Below are 18,032 nucleotides of genomic sequence, written 5' to 3'. Positions count from 1 at the left end.
AAACAGTTATGGATTTTACCCCTTCAAATTTTATAGAAGAGATCATCATAAATGACCTTAAAAGTGGCAAAGTCAAGCAAGTAATTACCCGTTTTCCGCCGGAGCCCAATGGATATCTCCATATAGGACATGCAAAATCTATCTGTCTAAATTTTGGTATAGCTATAAAGTTTGGTGGTAAGTGCAATCTACGGTTTGATGATACAAACCCGGAAAAAGAGGATACAGAGTATGTGGAATCCATAAAAAGGGATGTGAAGTGGTTAGGGTTTGAGTGGGGGGAAAAGGAGTGCTATGCTTCAGATTATTTCGATTTTATGTATGAGATGGCTATTAGGCTAATAAAAAAAGGGAAAGCCTATGTGTGCCATCTTACCCCAGAGCAGATGAGGGAATATAGAGGTACGCTGACTGAGCCGGGTAAAAATAGCCCATATAGGGATAGGAGTGTAGAGGAAAACCTTACTCTTTTCGAAAAGATGAAGAATGGGGAGTTTGAAGAAGGGGAGGCTGTATTAAGGGCTAAGATAGATATGGCTTCACCTAATATAAACCTAAGGGACCCTGTCATGTACCGGATCATAAAAAAGCCACATCATAGAACAGGGGATAAATGGTGTATTTATCCATCTTACGATTGGGCTCATGGGTTGGAGGACTCCATTGAGGGGGTTACCCATTCTATATGTACATTAGAGTTTGAGGATCATAGACCCCTTTATGATTGGTTTTTGGATGAGCTTGGAGTATATCATCCCCAACAGATAGAGTTTGCAAGACTCAATCTCACATACACAGTCATGAGCAAGAGAAAGCTTTTGAAGCTTGTGGAAGAGGGGTACGTAAATGGTTGGGACGATCCAAGAATGCCCACCATAAGTGGACTTAGAAGAAGGGGATATACCCCTGAGGCTATAAGAAATTTTGCAGAGATGATAGGGGTTGCTAAAAGTAATAGTGTTGTGGATTATGCCATGCTCGAGTATTGCATTAGAGAGGATCTCAACAAAAGGGCTCAAAGGGTTATGGTGGTTCTAAATCCTGTAAAACTCATCATTACAAACTACCCCGAGGATAGAGTGGAGATGATGGAGGCGGTGAATAACCCAGAGGATCCCAATAAGGGTACAAGAATGATCCCTTTTTCCAGAGAGCTATATATCGAACAGGAAGATTTTATGGAAAATCCTGATCCAAAGTTCTTTAGACTTGCTCCGGGTAAAGAGGTTAGGCTACAACATGGTTATTACATTACCTGTACAGGTTTTAAAAAGGATGAGGACGGTAATATCATGGAGATTTATTGTAGCTATGATCCAGCAAGCCGTGGTGGATGGACCAGCGATGGTAGGAAGGTCAAAGGGACCATACATTGGGTCTCAGCAAAGGAAGCTGTGGATATCGAGGTGAGGCTCTACGACCATCTTTTTACAAAGGAGAATCCAGATGATGTGGAGGATGGTAAAAGCTGGACCGATTATATAAACCCAAATTCCTTGATAGTTAAAAGAGCAAAAGGGGAGCCTTTCCTCCTTGAGACTCAGGAGGAGTATTTCCAATTTTTAAGAAACGGATATTTCAGAAAGGATGAAGATTCTACAAAAGATCTGCTGGTGTTTAACAAAACTGTGGGGCTCAAGGACAGTTGGGCTAAGATTAGGAAATAGATATGCTTTTTTTGAAAAAGCTCCTGTATTCTGTTGTTATACCACCAGGTATTTTTATTGTGGTATTCTTGGTGGCATCTTTTTGGCTCAAAGGGTTAAAGAGATATGTGTTGCTTTTAGCTGGAGTTCTTTTGTACCTTTTTTCTATTACCCCTGTTAAGGATCTGTTTTTGTACCCACTGGAAAAGGGTTTTAGAAATAGCAGATGCGATAGAGGTGTGATCGTTGTTTTAAGTGGTGGGGTTTATGGGCAAAAAGAACTTAGTGAAGATTCATTTAAAAGAGTTTTAAAAGGCTTTGAAATTCAAAAAAGACTCAAAGGTCCTATAATCTTGACTGGAGGTAGGGTTAACGATAAGCTACCTTATGAAGCAGATCTGATGAAAGCTATATTAGTTGGTCTTGGAGTCGAGGATGATAGGATATATACCGATAAGGATAGTAGGGATACTGTGGAAAATGTACGTTTTACTTTGGCTATACTACAACAACTCAAACAACAGGATATCATCCTTGTTACCTCAGCTTATCATACCAAAAGATCGATGATTTTGTTTAAAAAAAGTGGTATTAATAACATTTGTGCTGAACCGGCTGATTTTAAATTTGATGGGTATTATAGCATATACGATTTTTTGCCCGTGTCTGGAAATCTAAATATAGTTTCAAAGGCCTTCAAAGAGTATTTGGGTATTATGTTTTATACCTTGAAGGGGTAGTTTCTCTATAGCTTCTGGTATATATGTAAGAAGATGGGGTAGCTTCTTTTGTTTTTCTCCACAGTGTATGGTGTAGAACAATATACAAGCTCCATACCATTATTTACAGAGATTTCGGTAAGTAACGTTTGATCTATGCCGTTGTGGGGTGGCTTATCCTTTTCATGGTAGCTACCATCCTCTTTATCCAGATCTGAGAGGGCTAAAAAGCCGTTTTTCTTTACCATATTTGATAGCCTATGGATGGCACCTGCAAGATCTTTGATATGGTGTAGCACCATTAAGGAGATAATTAGATGATAGCGATTTACTCGGATGTTATCTTTAAAGATATCAAACATTTTTATGTTTACATTGGATATGTTGTTGGTGACGATTTTTTCTTTAAGGATAGCAAGCATATTTTCTGAGGTGTCAAACATATCAATATGTTTAACTGTATTCACAAAGTTTAACCCTAAAAAACCAGTACCACATCCAAAATCTGCCATTATCCAATCCTTATCGATGGGGATGGCATTTTTAATCTCATTAGCAATAACAGCTGCCCTATGGGCGTGCATCTGTTTACTGTCATAACTTATGGCATCTTTGTCAAATATCATCTAATTGCTCCGAGTACTTACTATGGTTAATGAACATACTGTTTTAACGGAAATTGTCAAGCTATAAGTATAATATGAAGATAGCGATTATATAACATATTGGTGATAGAATAAGGGTGTAGTAGGTAATTTTATTTTGTTTATTCCAGTCGAATATAATGGCAACAAGGGGTAAAAATATGGAGGCTCCCCTAAGACCCATCGATAAGAAACTCCATTCTAAAATACTGTTTTTAACCTTTAAGGTAATTATTGCTGATAATATTATCAGGATAATACCTATTAGTCTGTAATATTGTATGGTATTAGTTTTATTTTTAAAAAGGTTTTTGAGATTATCTTCAAAAAGCATTGTTAAAGTTCCTAAGAATAATCCTGAAGCTGTCCCCACCGATATTATGAATAGGAATGCTAAGAAGATTGAGGAGAGTTCAGCTGGTAAGTGGGTTTTTAGAAAGATGGCTAGGGTATCAGCTGTATACGCTATATTAGGTGCAGTAGTCTTCATGTAAATACCAATTAAGTAGAAAACTATCCCAATTGGTGGTATGAGTATTGCTGACAGCAATGCCCCGTTTTTAGCGCTTTTTATATCTTTTGCTGCAAAGATAGCTTGAAGGTATGTTTGAGTGGATAAAACACCAATGAGGGTGGAGATAATATCCTTTGCGGCCCGCATTGCCCCATAGTTTTTATACGTGGACCCTTGAAAGGGTAAGTTGTGCGACTGAATTATCATGAGGGAGATAATCATGATTATATACAACATAAAAATCTTGTATTTACCCAGAAAAGATGCGCCAGTGATACCAAAAAACACGATGAACATTACTATGAAAAGGGAGGTAACAGCTATAGCTGCTGATGAGTTAAGATTTAGGTTTGCTCTTATGATGGAAGAGGCTGCTATCATCTGGGCAACTGTTTGCAAGAATATCCCAGTTAGGGCAAAGAGGGAGAGGTACTTTTTTGTTTTCTTACCATAGTGGTGTCCAATCAGTTCAATTACTGTGATACTTTCCGATTGCCTAAGTTTTTTTGAAAAGAAGTAAGCTAAAACCAAACAGGCTAAGGCACTGGAAAAGGTGAATATAAGTGATGGAAGACCGTATTCATAAGCTATTTGGGTAGTTCCTATGGTGGAGGCTCCACCAACGAGTGTGCCTATTATGACAAAAGAGACTTGCCATTGGTTGAGGTTTCTACCAGATAAGGTCCATTCTTGTGTTGTTTTTGAGACTCTGTTTTTTATTAGAGCATAAACGAGAAAAAGAACAACAGCACTGAAAAAAAGTGTATTCTCAAGATTCATGTCTGTGTTTTGAATATTTGATAAACGTTTCGTAATCCCTATCGCTATAGAGGCATAGGATAATATCTTTTACATAGAAAGGCTTTCTGTCTATAAAATCATATATGGCATCGGTAATGATCTTGGCAGCTTCATCCAAAGGGTATCCAAATATGCCTGTGGATATTGCTGGAAGAGCTATAGAGGATATATGGTATTCTTCAGCTAATTTTAAAGCATTTGTGACTGCATTGTATAGAAGTCTGTCTGAGGGGGTATCGATACCATATCTGGGACCAACTGCGTGGATAACATACTTTGCGTTCAAGCCTCCTGCAGATGTTATTACCGCCTCACCAACAGGACAAAAGCCTATCTTTCTGCACTCCTCTTGAATCTCTGGACCTCCTTTTTTGGCTATTGCTCCAGCTACACCACTGCCAAGAATTAAAGCACTGTTTGCAGGGTTTACTATCGCATCCACAATTAATTCAGTAATGTCACCTTTGATAAAGGTTAGTACTGTACCCATTGAGAACCTCCTGAAATATTTTATATAAAAGTATTGCCCTTTTTCAAGTGGAAATAAGGTAAAGGATATCTATTTAACTTATAGAAAAAATCTATACTGTTTCTTGATATTTATATCTTGACATTTTAGAGATATTGTTTTAAAAAACAAAAGGGAAAGAATCTATGAGGATAGCTTGTATACAAGAAGTGATTTATACTGGTCTGGCTGATAAAAATATCGATACTTTTGTCAGTAAAATATTGTCTTGTGAGGCTGATATTGTTCTTTTACCTGAGATGTGGTTTTGTGGGTTTGATTATACTGGTATTAGTGATCATGCGTCAAGAGTAGAGGAAATTATTTGCCTTTTAAAATCAAACGCAGTAAATAAGTTAATTGTTTGTAGTATGCCTGAAAAAGCTATTGTAGGTATTTACAATACAACCTATGGTATAACATCTGATGGTGTGATAGCGACCTATAGGAAGCAGTTCCTATTTTCACCCCAAAGGGAAGACCAATATTTTTTAAAATCAGACGAAAATATAACAACTTTTAAATATAAAGATGTTAACTTTGCTATGGCCACTTGCTATGAGATAAGGTTTCCTGAAATATTTAGGATATCTGCATATGAAGGGGCGGAAGTTTATCTGGTGCCAGCTATATGGCCTGCAGCCAAATCATTGCACTGGTTGACTCTTTTGAGGGCACGAGCCATTGAAAATCAGGCTTATGTGGTAGGTTGCTCCTGTTCTAAAGCTGTAAAAAACGATAAAGAACTCAAGTGTGGCTACTCAGCAGGTTTTGATCCCTGGGGTGAAGAGCTGTTTTGCTTGGGTGAAGAAAGCGGGATTGCTTATGTGGATATTGATCGTAGTAAGATAACAACTGTGAGGGAGCAGATACCGAGCTTAAATGATGCAAAAAAATGTTTTGTCATAAATAAAAAACCGCATTGGCGGAATGCTTAGGAGGAATACATGTCAGATTACGGAACACTTGAATCAAGAGTAAGAATGAAAAGTCTTCTGTCAAAGGTTATGAAGGCAGAGGACACGATCCAATTTTTTAAGCCGGGTATGAATCTTGGTTGGTCTGGTTTTACTCCAGCAGGTTATCCTAAGGCTGTTCCGATAGCACTTGCAGATTATGTGGAGAAAAACAATTTGCAGGGTAAATGGAAGTTTAACCTTTTCATAGGTGCTTCTGTTGGTGCTGAGACTGAGGATAGATGGGCAGCTCTTGATATGATTGATAGAAGGTGGCCATATCAAACTGGTAAAAATATTCAAAAGGGTATTAATGAAGGTAGAATAAGAATGGGGGACAAGCACCTTTCTCTGTTTGCTCAGGATTTGGGCTACGGCTTCTATACTAAGGATACAGAGACAGGGAAACTTGATCTTGCAATAATAGAGGTTTCTGCAATTACTGAGGATGGAGGGCTTGTACCTACCTCTTCGTGTGGTGTAATACCAGAGATCTTGATGGTATGCGATAGAGTGATTATAGAAGTTAATACTGGTGAGCCTTCCTTTGAGGGTATGCACGATATTATGGTGCTTAAACATCCACCTCATAGGCAGATTATCCCTATTACAAAGGCAAATGATAGGGTTGGTACACCATACGTGCCATGCGACCCAAATAAAATCATTGCAATAGTCGAATCCAAATATAGGGATAAGGGGAGAGCTTTTGCAGAGTTGGATGATACTTCCGATACCATTGCTGCCCATATACTTGACTTCTTTGACTTTGAGGTCAAGAAGGGTAGGTTACCTAAGAATCTTCTACCGTTGCAGTCTGGCGTCGGTTCTATTGCAAATGCTGTTGTGGGTGGCCTTGTTAAGGGTCATTTCTACAATCTCTCTGTTTACACTGAAGTTTTACAGGATACAATGCTTGATCTTTTTGACTCTGGGAAGCTTGATTATGCTTCAGCTTGTTCGTTGTCACTTTCTGAGAATCCTGGATTCCCAAGGTTCTTTGAAAAAATGGATTTTTATGCACCAAAAATTACATTAAGACCGCTTTCCCAGTCTAACTCTCCAGAGGTTATCAGAAGATTGGGTGTTATTGCTATGAATACACCTGTTGAGTTTGATATTTATGGTCATGCAAACTCAACACTTGTAGGTGGTACAAGGATGATCAACGGTCTTGGTGGATCTGGAGACTTCTTGAGAAATGCATATCTATCCATTATGCACACGCCGTCTACACGTCCAAGCAAGACTGACCCAATAGGTATCAGTTGTGTAGTCCCAAAAGCTCCCCATATAGACCATACTGAGCATGACCTTGATGTACTTGTTACTGAGCAGGGCTTAGCAGATTTAAGGGGTCTTGCACCTAAGGATAGGGCTCGTGAGATCATCAAAAAATGTGCTCATCCTGAATACAAGCCTATCCTGATGGAGTACCTTGAAATGGCAGAAAGAGAATGCTTGAGCAAAGGTGTAGGACATGAGCCTCAACTGTTTGATCGTTGCTTCAAGATGCAGCTCAATCTTGAAAGAAATGGAACAATGAGGATCAAAAACTGGGATATAAAAGTAGATATTGATTAAAAAAATCAGCTGGAGGTGATCACCTCCAGCTTTTTAACATGATAGATACTACTTTATTGGTTTTACCTATATTTATTGTTGTTTTATTTGGTTATATCCTAAAAAGATTCAGGTACCTCGATGAACATTATATAAAAACATCCAATAAACTGACTTTTAATTTCTTTTTGCCTACTCTGCTCTTTTATGAGATTTCAAAGACAACCTTAGAGATATCAAACTACTTGCCAGTTGTATTGGTGATGATGATCTCTGTATTTTTGGTGTTTGTATTTAGTATATTGTTGGGGAAAGTGATAAAGATGCCGATTCAGAGTATTGGAACGTTTGCTATGAATAATTTTAGAGCAAACTACGCATATATGGGGCTTCCTGTGGCATTTTATGCTTTTGGTAAAGAAGGTCTTGCGGTGGGTAGTATTCTTATGGCTATAATTGTTCCTTTTGTTAATCTATTATCTGTTGTTTCACTAAGTATGGGTAAGGGTAGAAATAAGAGCAAGTTGGGAATGGTAATAAACTCAACACTAATAAACCCAATAGCTTTCTCATGCATTTTAGGATTATTATTCTCTTTTTTTAGGGTGGAATTACCAGTTTTTTTGGTTAGACCATTGGAAATTGTTAGTAAGGTTGCTCTCCCTATAGCTCTTATAGGAATAGGGGCTACGATAAATTTGGGGTACATAAGGGGTAATAAAGTTTATCTGAGTCTGGTTGCAGTCATTAAACTTATGGGATTGCCGTTTGTTGCATATTTACTGTTTCAGATTTTAAGGATGAATTTAGATCTCGAGGAGAAGATCTTGATCATAATGCTTTCCTCACCCCCTGCCACTGTAAACTTTGTATTGGCAGACATGATGGATGGTGACCGAGAGCTTGCAAGCGGTTCCATCATGATATCCACTCTACTATCAGTCTTTTCGTTTATCTTTTGGCTGACAGTATTAAAAAATTAGGGTTGTTTCTTTTTTATATAGTCCACCAAAGACACTATATTCTCCTGGTCTGTTGCTTGTATATTCTCCTGTTTGATCGCCTCATAAATCTCTTTTCTATAGACAGTAACAGATTTTGGTGCCTCTATCCCAATCTTTACAGACTTTACATTGACATCTACAATCTTAATTTCAATATCATCACCGATTATGAGGCTCTCACCAATTTTTCTTGTAAGTACTAACATCTTTATTCCTTAAACAGAGGTGTTTTGATCTGGTACCTATCATCCTCCAAAATTATCTGTTTTGCAAGTCTTTTTTGTGGGTTTATCGCAAGGGGAGCTTTTAAATTGATTGTGGCATCTTTTGGGTTGGGGGGTACTACAACGATACCAAACAGCTTAAGATCATTAACAGACTTTGCTTGTAAGATTTTTAGGTCTCTTTTGTGTATGTCTGGAGCATAATCTGGGAAAAACATGGTGATATCTACAACTATGAAGGAGACAGTGGGGTCTTCAGCGGAGTGGAAGATATAAAAGGGGAGGTGTTCCTCTGAAGATATCAGTAAGAAATCGCTAAGATGAGCAAAACCTAAAAGGGGTGTAGTCATATAGAAGAGATCTTTTTCGGTGAACTCCAATTTGCCGTATTTAAGGGAGTATAAAACCTTTTTTTCAACAGTTTTTTTAGTCTTTGACATAGTTTGCATTTTTGCCTCCTATTTTTATCTTATATAGTCTAATATCGATAGTTGCATCAGTTTTGTGGAAGTGGCCAGTGCTGCCTGATATGCCTGTTGAGCTAATTGAAATTCAGTAATGGCTGCAGTAGCATCCTCGGAACGGGAGCCTAAATATTTTGCTTTTACAGTCTCTGAGACTGTTTTTAGAGTCGCCTGAAAGTTAACCACTGATTCTGCTCTATTATAACGTGTACCTGCTATGGTGAGCTTCTCATTTATCTGGTTTTCTGCTTTATCGAGGATGCCGATTTCGTAGTTGATACCAGAACCAACTGTGGAGCTGAAGGAGTCGGTGGCGTAGGCTATTCCAGTGTTGAAGGAGAGTTTTACACCATCTGCGACATACTTTAGTTTGTTGGCTGTGTCAAAGGTGAGTGTGTTAATAAGCTCACCTTTTGAATTTGATACTTTTATCTTAAGTGTATCTCCAGCCTTAAAAAACCCCAAAGTGCCTTCATTATCGCCAGATATCAGCAGGTTATTTATTGTGTTGTTAAATTGAAATGATAGCTGGTTGTTTATATTGACTGCTGTTATTCTACCTGCGATTGAAGGGGTGGAAGCTATCTTGCTGTTGATTTCATCAATAAGATCATCTAAGCCTGTATAGTCTTTTTTATCTATCTTTATAGAGGTTGAGTTCCAGTTAGTTCCATCATAATAATTAAAACTGAGTGTCCTCTGGGCATCGGTGGCATTGGATAGATTGTAAGAGATCTGATTTTTGCTGAATATGGTTCTATAGTTTGAGGATATATCTGGAGTGTTGAGGTCGTTATCATGATTGTACATGACGGAATAGCCCAATAACTGAGCTGAGTTTTGATCAGTAGGGGTCAATTCCACTTCTTGGGTGCCCGAACCAGATCTTATCACGAGCTTGTTGTTTACCAATTCAGCCTTTACACCGTTTTTATAAAGGTTTGTTCTTAAAGGAGAATTGATTTCCTCTATAAGATTAGCCAGTTGGACATTGGAGAAGCTTTCCCTGATCATATTGCCATCTTTATCTTTAAGAAGGATATCAAAGTTGACACTACCAGCTGTTGCTATTTCTGAAATGGAGGAAGTGGAGAGTTCTTTTTGCAGATAAAACGATGTTTTCTTGTCTTGGGTTAAAACCTCGTAGGTCCACTGATCGTTATAATTACCCCTGAAGGTGCCATCAAGGTATGGTTTCATTGTGGATTTGAATTTATCATCTCTCCATGCTGATGGGGCGCCTATCCCTTCCTTTGGTATGTCAAGGTTTAGGGCATCATATAGATTTTTTAATGACCTAAAGGTGTTTACATTTTTTCCTTCCTGAACGATGTTCATGTCACCAAAACTTAGGCTGGAGGAAGCCTTTAGTTGTAACTTGAAGCTCAGTGCCGGTGTTACAACGCCTGTTGTTTCACCTGGTAATACCATTTTAACACCATATCCGAGATCGACCTCACCTCCATTGTAGGTGGTGGTATCGATGTTGTTTATCACTTTTATGATATTGTTGTTTTTGTCCATTATGGTTATATTTCTGTATATGCCAGATGAGGTCATTGATACGATCCATTCATCGTCCATTCCACCTGTATATTTACCTTTCAATATGGCTTTTGGTTCCACTTCAGGGTATCCGATTCCGCTATTGCTGGGGATGAGCTTTAGGGTGAATTTGCTTGGACCGCCTCTTTTGTCGCTAACCACTATTTTACCATCTTCAAGGCGTGCATCTACTGTGTTATCATAAAGATTTTCGATAAACCTTAATAGATCTGAAACAGATTTCTCATTAGCAGAGGGGTATCCCACCTTTCGGGGAGTGGCTGTCTTGTAAAGGTTGTTGGTACCGTCGTTGAGTCTTACAGATAGGGCTGTTGTATTAGTGAAATCGATATTTGTTTTTTCAACAATAAGATTACCTGCATTTTCCCTGAAATTGTAGATAGCATCTAATTTCATGTTTTGAAGTTGATTATTCAACTGGGTTACCAAGCTTGTCAAAGTTCTTCCTGCTGATGCGGGTATGGATATGAGTTTATTGTCCAGATATATATCTACCTGGGCATCGGCAAAAACAGATGAAAACGATAGACTCAATGGGGAAGTGTTGTCAAAATTGTCATAGGATAGTTCGAAGGTTGTATCTCTACCTGTTTCTTCTATAGTTGTGGGGAAACCGAAGGGGTTTTGTTCTGTTGCAGTTAGTTTTAGTTTTACAGCATTACCTGATCTTGTGGTGGAGATGAGGATACGGTCACCATCTGCTTTGGCTTCAATCTCCTCTGCCCAACCCAATGTTTCTATCTCTCTGTTTATTGAGAAGATCACATCATCTATATCCTTATAACTTCTGGCATCTAGGGTAATCGATCTGATTTTTCCCGCATACTCCAAATTGAAAGTACGGTCACTCGATGAGACATTTGTCATATCTAAATTTACTATATCTATCCCACGTATTTTTGCGGTACCCACCTTAAGGCCATTATGGTCAGTACCAGATACTTCTATGTAATCTGCTAAAGAGATGTTGGCTCCATCGAATTGGGAAAACTTTGTGGTCTCAGTTATCTGTAGGCCTTTAATGGTGTTGTATCTTGTCCCTTTAAGGATCCTTTCCACCTCTGTGAAGACTTCTTGGCCGGTGAAGTTTATAGTAACATCTTGTTGGTAGCCGATCTTTGTGGTTATTTGCCCTTTGTCCCCCATGTAATTTATATCATCACCAGGTTTGTAATAGAAGGAAGCTGTAAAAGATGTATTGGAGGTAGGGAGTTTTACAGCGATACCTACACCTAAATTTACGACTTCGTTTGGTCTAAATTTCACTTTAAGTTGTGTACCTGCTAGGTTCCCCCCTTTACCTGATTCATCTGAGCCGTTTGAGTCAATTATAAGGGGTGATCCCTTTGCGTCTTTTAAAACTATGCTTATATACTCACTCCCCATAGAGGTAACTTCCAATTTATAGTTCCCCTCTTTAAGTTCTGGAAGATCGGCAAAAACATTTCTTTTTAGTATGTCGCCATCGGAAGTAATCTTTACTGCACTAACTTCCCTTTTGTCGGAGGCAAAGGCTTTTGTATCTGTTTTATAGCCGGAGAAAAAGTATCTGCCAAAATAGTTTGCATTGCCTACATCCACCAACTGCTGCAATAGATTGGAAACATCACCAGCTAAAGCTTTTCTACTTACGGAGTTTTGACTTGCATTTGCACCGGCAATGGCATATTCGTTCTTGGCATTTCTTATTATATCAAAGGCTCTTTGCAACTCGTTTTCATAGTTTGACAGCCAACTAATGGCATTTTCTGCATTTCTTGAGAACTGTTGGCCTTCATCTATTGTCCTCTGGACATTAAGGGATGATGCGTAGTAGACTACATCTGATTCAGGGGCAAGGAGGTTTCTACCCTTTACCACTTTTTCATTAGCGTTGGTTACCTTTTCAAGGCTACTGCTTAAGTTACTTAGATACTTAAGTGACAGCATATTAAAAGTCACTCTCATGGCTTACCCCTTATCGTCCTGCTAAACCTGTGTTGTTTATCAACCTATCTATCATCTGATCCACAGCGGTAAGGAATCTTGCGTTTGCTTCGTAGGCCTTTTGGTATTTGATCATGTTGGTATACTCTTCATCCATTGAAACCCCTTGGATCTGATCCATTTTTATCTTCAATTCTTGGACCACATTCTTTTTTGTATTGTAAAAGACATCAACCTGACTTTTGTCACTTCCTATCATGGAAACGAAGGTGGTATAAAACTCATCTATAGTTACGCCACTACTCAGCGAATCGAATTTAATATTTGCAATTTTAAGGGCATTTCGATTGTCACCAGGTTCACCTGTAAGAGAGGTGGCTATGAAGCTTGTGTCGTTACTAACAAGTCCGTTTATTTCGATATCCTTTGCAGAAAGGCCTTTGAAAAAGGTGTTTAATCCAGCAGCCACCAAGAAGTTTGAAGTGTCTTCAGTAAAGGTAAAGGTGTATCCAGACTCTACTGTAATCTTTAATGTGTTGTTTTCTGCAAGATAAGCCTGGAGTTTACCACCATTAGGATCACCATCTGCAGATGAAATTCGAGCTATGATGGCATTTAAAGAGTCCTTTTCTGGATCTATGTCTATATCGTAGTATGTCTCTATTTTCCCCTCATTGTTGTAAAGCGCTATCCTAAAAGTACCTTTTGAAATTGGGTATTGGAATTCACCAGCCTTTTCAGAAAATTTGTAGGAAGGGTTTATTACTCCGTTGTTTGATGTGATCTGATCGAAACGTTTTAGCCCTTGACCTATGCTATGTAGCTTGTTTGTAGAGGTAATAAGTTGTTCTGCTAATAGATTAATCTGTTTTACATACTTGCCAACATAGCCGTCTCTTGTTTTTAATTCACCGTACAGTTCCCCCCCTAAGATCTTGTCAGTGATGTTCACCTGGGGTTTATTGAGTCCACTGGCTCCCCAGTATATATCGTAATGATCATTGTTTTCTTTATTTTCTACAGCAAAAAGTTCATTCGCTTGAGCGGAATCGACTATCGATATCCCACCAACAAATACAGATATCTGTCCATCGTCCTGTTCTGATGCTACGAAGTTTACTATTTTACTCAGTTCGTTTAAAAGAATATCCCTTTTGTCCCTAAGATCGTTTGCAATATTACCGCTGGCTTCAGATTTGGCTATCTGATAATTTAGATATGCTATGTTTTTAGAGATATCGTTGATCTTGTCGATTTTTATTTTTATATTTGCATCATTCTCTTTTCTAATGGTTTCGAGATTCGAATAGCTTTCCCGTATTTTCATGGTGAGAGTTGTGGCTTTTTCAATCAGTGTTCTGCGCTTGACATAGGATTCATCTGAGTTGTCAGGGGCGGTGTTTGAGAGGTCTGACCAGGCGTTGAAGTACTCCTTTAGATAATCACCAAGACCTGATCCGGATTCCAATTCGTTGAAATGTATTTTCACCTTATCCAACGTTGTTTGGAGGTTTTCCCAATAACTTAAAGAACTGGTTTCGTTTCTCAATGTTTTTGCGAGGACATCGTCGTAGGTTCTCATCACCTTGTCAAGTTTTGCTCCCCTTCCAAATGGCCCTGGATGGACATTCAAAGGGGTTTCTGTGGAGATGATAGCTCTCTGTCTTGAGAAACCCTCTGTGTTCAAGTTTGCAATGTTATGACCTGTTACACTTATACCTGCCTGAGCCACGTACAGACCTGATACAGCTGTATGAAGGATGCCAAATATGTTAGCCATATTATACTCCTATTTTAAGAAAAAGTACCTAAGCACTTCTTGCCACTCCGATGTTTTTGTGATTTATTACGCCACTGTTGTCGTAGGAGTAATTCTCTGTGAAACCCATCTGTTCGAAAAATTCTCTAATCAACTGGAGGTTTGTGTGGTAAAGGATTTTGATGGACATATTTTCATTTGCTATCTTGTTGGTTATATCAATTATCTCCTTTCTCAAATTGATTAGATCATTTTTGATTGAGCTATCGTTGCATGCCTCGATAAGAACACTTAGTGAAGCATTTTTGAGATTCATTTTTCTCTGGAGGGATTTGGCGATTTTTTCCCTCGCCTCATCAAGGAGTCTCTCTTTGTATAGAAGGGTTTCTTTTTGCTTTACCACTTCTAAGGTTTTATCTATTTGCCATTTTGAAATGTATGATTTCTCCTCTTTTAACAACTCATATATGGCATTGTACAAGGAAAGCTGTTGTTTAAGTACACCTATAAGGTTCTGGATTGTTTCCATAAATACCTCCACGTTTAGGTTTAGTAGTATAGTCGGAAGTTAGAAAATATTATCTAAAGCTGCACCAACAATCTTTTCAGCAACTTTTTTGCCGGACACATTGTAGGTCCCAGCCTCTAATTGGCTACGTATCTGGTCGACTTTCTCTTTTCTGATATCGGGAGCATTTTTGACTCTATCTAAGAGAGAGGAAACCTCAGATCTTGCTGCAATGGTATTTTTCTCTTTTCCACCATCTTGCACATTAGATGTATCTGTGCTCTTTTTTTTCATACTATTTATCTTTTCAAAATTCTGTATATATTTGTCCTCTACTCTCATGACCGTCTCCTTTACTTTCCCTTATCAGGATTATCGACCAAACTTTACATTACTTTAGAACAATTTTCAATCTCTTTCCGACCTCTTTATGATATATTTGCAATACCTATGCCAAAAGATTATGGGAATTTTTTACCCCATCACTACTGTTATAGTTTTTGGGTAAGGTATGTTTTAATTGATCAAAAAGGAGCTCCTTTAATCCACCTTTAGAGGATTTAGCCATACCTTTTGCAAATTCACCGTCCAACATCTCCCGAAAAATCTCTTCACCAAAACTTCTTTTGATTATACCATCGTTTGGGACAGTAGCTCTTGCTGATTTTAATACCATTTCGTAAAAGAGAGCTTCAAAATCCTCGCAGGCTTTTTTTAACTGCTCTTCTCTATTTAAATTCAAAAAGTTTTTATTGGCTATATTCATGACTGAGTTCATAATCCCCTCCTAAATTACTTCTAATTCACCCTGAAGGGCACCTGCAGATTTGATTGCTTGTAATATTGCTATAAGGTCTCTTGGGGTGACACCTATGGCATTAAGGCCTTTAACAAGATCGCTTATTCTCACACCTTCAGGTAGGACCATAAGTTTTGCCTTGTCTTCTTCAATCTTTATATCTGTTTGGGTTGTGGTGGTTGTTTGACCTTGTGATAATGGGTTTGGTTGGCTTACCTGTTGGCTGCTTGTTATCTTAATGGTCAGGTTTCCGTGGGAGATGGCCACTGTATTCACCCTGACATCCGAACCCATCACGATGGTACCTGTTCTTTCATCAACTATTACTTTTGCAAAGGTCTCTGTATCTATCTCCAGATTTAAGATTGTATCCATAAATTCATAATACTTATCTTTGTATTCGTTAGGGATTGTTACTTCTATGGTTGTTGGGTTTACTATGTTTGCACTGTTTTTGAAAAACTTGTTGATTATATTTTTTGCTTTGACGATATTTGAGATACTGATATCCTTGAAAAGGAGTCTTATATTCTCTTCGGATATGTTGAAGTTGATATCCTTTTCTATGATTGCACCGTTTGGGATCCTACCAACTGTTGGGTGATTTTTTACTGCTCCTGCCCCTGCAGCCTGGACGTTCATCCCACCTACCGATATGGGACCTTGAGCCGAAGCATAAAACTGCCCATTTGGTGCTGCAAGGGGGGTAAGTATCAATGTTCCACCTTCAAGACTTTTGGCATCACCTATGGAGGAGACTACCACATCCACCTTTGTGCCGGGCTTTGCAAATGGAGGGAGTTTAGCTGTGACCATGACTGCGGCAACATTTTTTACTTTTACCTTTTTCTTATCCACAGCTATACCCATTCTATCCAGCATATTCGTAAGGGATTGAATGGTAAACTCGGTGCCAGACTTGTCGCCGGTACCGTTTAATCCTACTACAAGGCCATAGCCCACCAACTGATTGTCCCTTATCCCATCTACTTTAGCAAGATCCCTTATCTTTGTTCCCGCGTGAAGATTTATTGTGAACAACAGTAAGAATATAATTATCCTAATCATGCTAACCTCCCTAAAATGGCCATATCCAATCTATGATATTGCTGAGCCAACCCTTTTTATTGGCATCAGAGATTACACCTTTACCACTATAGCTAATCTGGGCATCTGCGATGGCAGTGGAAAGAACCTGATTGTCGGCATCTATATCCTTCTGCCTTATTATACCTTTTACGGTGATCACCTGTTTCTCTTGATCAACGATGATCTCCCTTTGACCTTCTATTACTAAATTACCTGAGGGAAGAACATCAACAACCCTTGCTGCCATAGTGGCTTTGACCTGGTCTGATTTCTGTTTTTTCCCTTGACCAGTAAAGCTGTTTTTCGTGCTTTCCTGAATATCTGGATTAAAAGGGCTGCCAGAGCCAAGAAAATTTTTCATCCCCAAATGGGTTGGTAGTCCTAAAAGACTTGTAATCCCCATGTCATAGGAGGATGTTTTTGATGCGGAGGTGGAATTGGAGTTTGTGGCTGAGGATGATTCCACGATCTTTACTATTACGATATCACCTATTGTTCTACCTTTATAGTCGAGAAAGAGAGCACTGCTGTTACCTATATCTGTCCATAGAGATGCTGTGGGGGCTTTGGGGGAGGTTCTTTTGTGGTATTCCTCTATCTCCTTTTTATAGTCTGCTGTTGGGACATTTGTTTCCATCTTTGTGGCACAACCAAATAGTAGGGTTGCTGTAGTCATGAGTATTATTATCTGTATCCGTCTTTTAGGAGCTTTTTTTCTCATATTTTTGCCTCCTGTACGTTTTGTAGTATTCTTATCAAAGTTTGTGCCATTAGAGTATGAAATTTTTTCACGCAATTTTAATTGATAATTATTTGTGGATGGTTAGAATTACTTATGAGCTGCAAAGGGGGTGCTTATGAAACAGATTTCTAAAATCCTTTTTATCATCATAATGCTGGTTTCGCTGGCTTATGCCAATCAGTACAAGTTCCCTATTCAGGCATTTGAGTTTGAAAATATGGTCTGGGTTTTCACCAAAGGGGACGAGACGTTTAAGGTTAAATTTGGTAAAGGTGGAATTATAGAGGGTTATCCCAGAAGCGATCTTGTTAGATGGGAGATAAAGGATGGTTTCCTCTTACTGATGGGCAAAAACAATAGTTTAGCTGTGAAGTTTGATAGCTACAATCTCGAAAATGATGGCTGGACTTTGTTGGGGGTTAGTCTCGTAGATGGGTATAAACCAGCTGTTTTAAAAGAGGGTAGCGGTGATGTGGTTAAATCCAAACAGGAAAAGCAGAAGAGTTTTGAGTCTGGTGGAGATGCTATTGTTAGAAGTGATAGTGATGTCTATGTTGAGAATCAGAAGATAACTGTAGAGTTTTACAATCTACCTGGAAA

General features: G+C 38.6%; 18 protein-coding genes. 6 read left to right on the top strand and 12 right to left on the bottom strand.

Translation table 11 applies throughout. From position 1 onward, the window contains the following. The first annotated feature begins 8 nt into the window (after nt 1-8). Nucleotides 9-1,667, top strand: a complete 1,659-nt coding sequence (locus N3C60_03035) for a glutamine--tRNA ligase/YqeY domain fusion protein (GenBank protein MCX8083874.1) — start codon at nt 9-11, stop codon at nt 1,665-1,667. A gap of 2 nt (nt 1,668-1,669) precedes the next feature. Next, nucleotides 1,670-2,386 carry a YdcF family protein gene (locus tag N3C60_03030; protein MCX8083873.1) on the top strand — a complete coding sequence of 239 codons (717 nt, stop codon included), beginning with the start codon at nt 1,670-1,672 and terminating at the stop codon, nt 2,384-2,386. A gap of 5 nt (nt 2,387-2,391) precedes the next feature. Here N3C60_03030 and N3C60_03025 read toward each other — a convergent pair whose 3' ends face one another. The 3 genes from N3C60_03025 to N3C60_03015 form a co-directional block, all read right to left on the bottom strand. After that, nucleotides 2,392-2,991, bottom strand: coding sequence for a methyltransferase domain-containing protein (locus N3C60_03025; GenBank protein ID MCX8083872.1), 600 nt, complete (start codon nt 2,989-2,991; stop codon nt 2,392-2,394). A 61-nt stretch (nt 2,992-3,052) separates the two neighbouring features. Beyond that, a complete protein-coding gene (locus N3C60_03020; protein MCX8083871.1) occupies nt 3,053-4,303 on the bottom strand; it encodes a hypothetical protein in 1,251 nt (416 codons plus the stop codon). Then, complete coding sequence (locus N3C60_03015) at nt 4,293-4,814, bottom strand: macro domain-containing protein (GenBank protein ID MCX8083870.1); 522 nt, start codon at nt 4,812-4,814, stop codon at nt 4,293-4,295. Before N3C60_03015 ends, N3C60_03020 begins: the two co-directional genes overlap by 11 nt. Before the next feature lie 164 nt (nt 4,815-4,978). Between N3C60_03015 and N3C60_03010 the strand changes: the two genes are divergently transcribed. From N3C60_03010 to N3C60_03000, 3 genes are read left to right on the top strand one after another with little or no spacing between them, the layout of a single operon-like run. Next, a complete protein-coding gene (locus N3C60_03010; GenBank protein ID MCX8083869.1) occupies nt 4,979-5,770 on the top strand; it encodes a hypothetical protein in 792 nt (263 codons plus the stop codon). A gap of 9 nt (nt 5,771-5,779) precedes the next feature. Beyond that, nucleotides 5,780-7,372, top strand: coding sequence for an acetyl-CoA hydrolase (locus N3C60_03005; protein MCX8083868.1), 1,593 nt, complete (start codon nt 5,780-5,782; stop codon nt 7,370-7,372). A gap of 38 nt (nt 7,373-7,410) precedes the next feature. Beyond that, on the top strand, nt 7,411-8,334 hold the full coding sequence (locus N3C60_03000) for an AEC family transporter (protein MCX8083867.1): 924 nt from the start codon (nt 7,411-7,413) through the stop codon (nt 8,332-8,334). Here the strand turns inward: N3C60_03000 and csrA are convergent. The 9 genes from csrA to N3C60_02955 all read right to left on the bottom strand — a co-directional run bounded on the left by csrA (nt 8,331) and on the right by N3C60_02955 (nt 17,411). Then, entirely contained in the window at nt 8,331-8,561 is a 231-nt protein-coding gene (csrA, locus tag N3C60_02995) for a carbon storage regulator CsrA (protein MCX8083866.1), read from the bottom strand. The genes N3C60_03000 and csrA overlap by 4 nt on opposite strands. A 2-nt stretch (nt 8,562-8,563) precedes the next feature. Then, complete coding sequence (locus tag N3C60_02990; protein MCX8083865.1) at nt 8,564-9,019, bottom strand: flagellar assembly protein FliW; 456 nt, start codon at nt 9,017-9,019, stop codon at nt 8,564-8,566. Nucleotides 9,020-9,043: 24 nt separating this feature from the next. After that, complete coding sequence (locus N3C60_02985; protein ID MCX8083864.1) at nt 9,044-12,556, bottom strand: hypothetical protein; 3,513 nt, start codon at nt 12,554-12,556, stop codon at nt 9,044-9,046. Between the two features lie 10 nt (nt 12,557-12,566). Beyond that, the gene (flgK, locus tag N3C60_02980; protein MCX8083863.1) at nt 12,567-14,315 is read right to left on the bottom strand and encodes a flagellar hook-associated protein FlgK; all 1,749 of its coding nucleotides are present in this window, start codon (nt 14,313-14,315) and stop codon (nt 12,567-12,569) included. Nucleotides 14,316-14,343: 28 nt separating this feature from the next. Then, complete coding sequence (locus tag N3C60_02975) at nt 14,344-14,823, bottom strand: flagellar protein FlgN (GenBank protein MCX8083862.1); 480 nt, start codon at nt 14,821-14,823, stop codon at nt 14,344-14,346. Between the two features lie 39 nt (nt 14,824-14,862). Then, complete coding sequence (gene flgM, locus N3C60_02970; protein MCX8083861.1) at nt 14,863-15,144, bottom strand: flagellar biosynthesis anti-sigma factor FlgM; 282 nt, start codon at nt 15,142-15,144, stop codon at nt 14,863-14,865. Between the two features lie 106 nt (nt 15,145-15,250). Continuing rightward, nucleotides 15,251-15,580 (bottom strand): rod-binding protein, encoded by a 330-nt coding sequence (locus N3C60_02965; protein MCX8083860.1) that lies wholly within the window; start codon nt 15,578-15,580, stop codon nt 15,251-15,253. Between the two features lie 9 nt (nt 15,581-15,589). Continuing rightward, the gene (locus N3C60_02960) at nt 15,590-16,669 is read right to left on the bottom strand and encodes a flagellar basal body P-ring protein FlgI (protein MCX8083859.1); all 1,080 of its coding nucleotides are present in this window, start codon (nt 16,667-16,669) and stop codon (nt 15,590-15,592) included. Nucleotides 16,670-16,679: 10 nt separating this feature from the next. Next, nucleotides 16,680-17,411 carry a flagellar basal body L-ring protein FlgH gene (locus N3C60_02955; protein MCX8083858.1) on the bottom strand — a complete coding sequence of 244 codons (732 nt, stop codon included), beginning with the start codon at nt 17,409-17,411 and terminating at the stop codon, nt 16,680-16,682. A 136-nt stretch (nt 17,412-17,547) separates the two neighbouring features. Here N3C60_02955 and N3C60_02950 point away from each other — a divergent pair. Further along, nucleotides 17,548-18,032: hypothetical protein (locus N3C60_02950; protein MCX8083857.1), on the top strand; the 485-nt coding region annotated here is incomplete at its 3' end.

Source organism: Calditerrivibrio sp. (assembly GCA_026415135.1).
Taxonomy (GTDB): Bacteria; Chrysiogenota; Deferribacteres; order Deferribacterales; family Calditerrivibrionaceae; genus Calditerrivibrio.
Note: the sequence above shows the minus strand (reverse complement) of the source record. Positions and strands in the feature narration are given on the sequence as shown.

Coding starts and splice junctions, on each gene's coding strand:
- N3C60_03015 (MCX8083870.1), bottom strand. CDS start 4,814: ATGGGTACAGTACTAACCTTTATCAAAGGTGACATTACTGAATTAATT.
- N3C60_02975 (MCX8083862.1), bottom strand. CDS start 14,823: ATGGAAACAATCCAGAACCTTATAGGTGTACTTAAACAACAGCTTTCC.
- N3C60_03030 (MCX8083873.1), top strand. CDS start 1,670: ATGCTTTTTTTGAAAAAGCTCCTGTATTCTGTTGTTATACCACCAGGT.
- N3C60_03010 (MCX8083869.1), top strand. CDS start 4,979: ATGAGGATAGCTTGTATACAAGAAGTGATTTATACTGGTCTGGCTGAT.
- N3C60_02960 (MCX8083859.1), bottom strand. CDS start 16,669: ATGATTAGGATAATTATATTCTTACTGTTGTTCACAATAAATCTTCAC.
- N3C60_02990 (MCX8083865.1), bottom strand. CDS start 9,019: ATGTCAAAGACTAAAAAAACTGTTGAAAAAAAGGTTTTATACTCCCTT.
- N3C60_02985 (MCX8083864.1), bottom strand. CDS start 12,556: ATGAGAGTGACTTTTAATATGCTGTCACTTAAGTATCTAAGTAACTTA.
- N3C60_02965 (MCX8083860.1), bottom strand. CDS start 15,580: ATGAACTCAGTCATGAATATAGCCAATAAAAACTTTTTGAATTTAAAT.
- N3C60_03000 (MCX8083867.1), top strand. CDS start 7,411: ATGATAGATACTACTTTATTGGTTTTACCTATATTTATTGTTGTTTTA.
- N3C60_03005 (MCX8083868.1), top strand. CDS start 5,780: ATGTCAGATTACGGAACACTTGAATCAAGAGTAAGAATGAAAAGTCTT.
- flgK (MCX8083863.1), bottom strand. CDS start 14,315: ATGGCTAACATATTTGGCATCCTTCATACAGCTGTATCAGGTCTGTAC.
- N3C60_03025 (MCX8083872.1), bottom strand. CDS start 2,991: ATGATATTTGACAAAGATGCCATAAGTTATGACAGTAAACAGATGCAC.
- N3C60_03035 (MCX8083874.1), top strand. CDS start 9: ATGGATTTTACCCCTTCAAATTTTATAGAAGAGATCATCATAAATGAC.
- N3C60_03020 (MCX8083871.1), bottom strand. CDS start 4,303: ATGAATCTTGAGAATACACTTTTTTTCAGTGCTGTTGTTCTTTTTCTC.
- csrA (MCX8083866.1), bottom strand. CDS start 8,561: ATGTTAGTACTTACAAGAAAAATTGGTGAGAGCCTCATAATCGGTGAT.
- N3C60_02955 (MCX8083858.1), bottom strand. CDS start 17,411: ATGAGAAAAAAAGCTCCTAAAAGACGGATACAGATAATAATACTCATG.
- flgM (MCX8083861.1), bottom strand. CDS start 15,144: ATGAGAGTAGAGGACAAATATATACAGAATTTTGAAAAGATAAATAGT.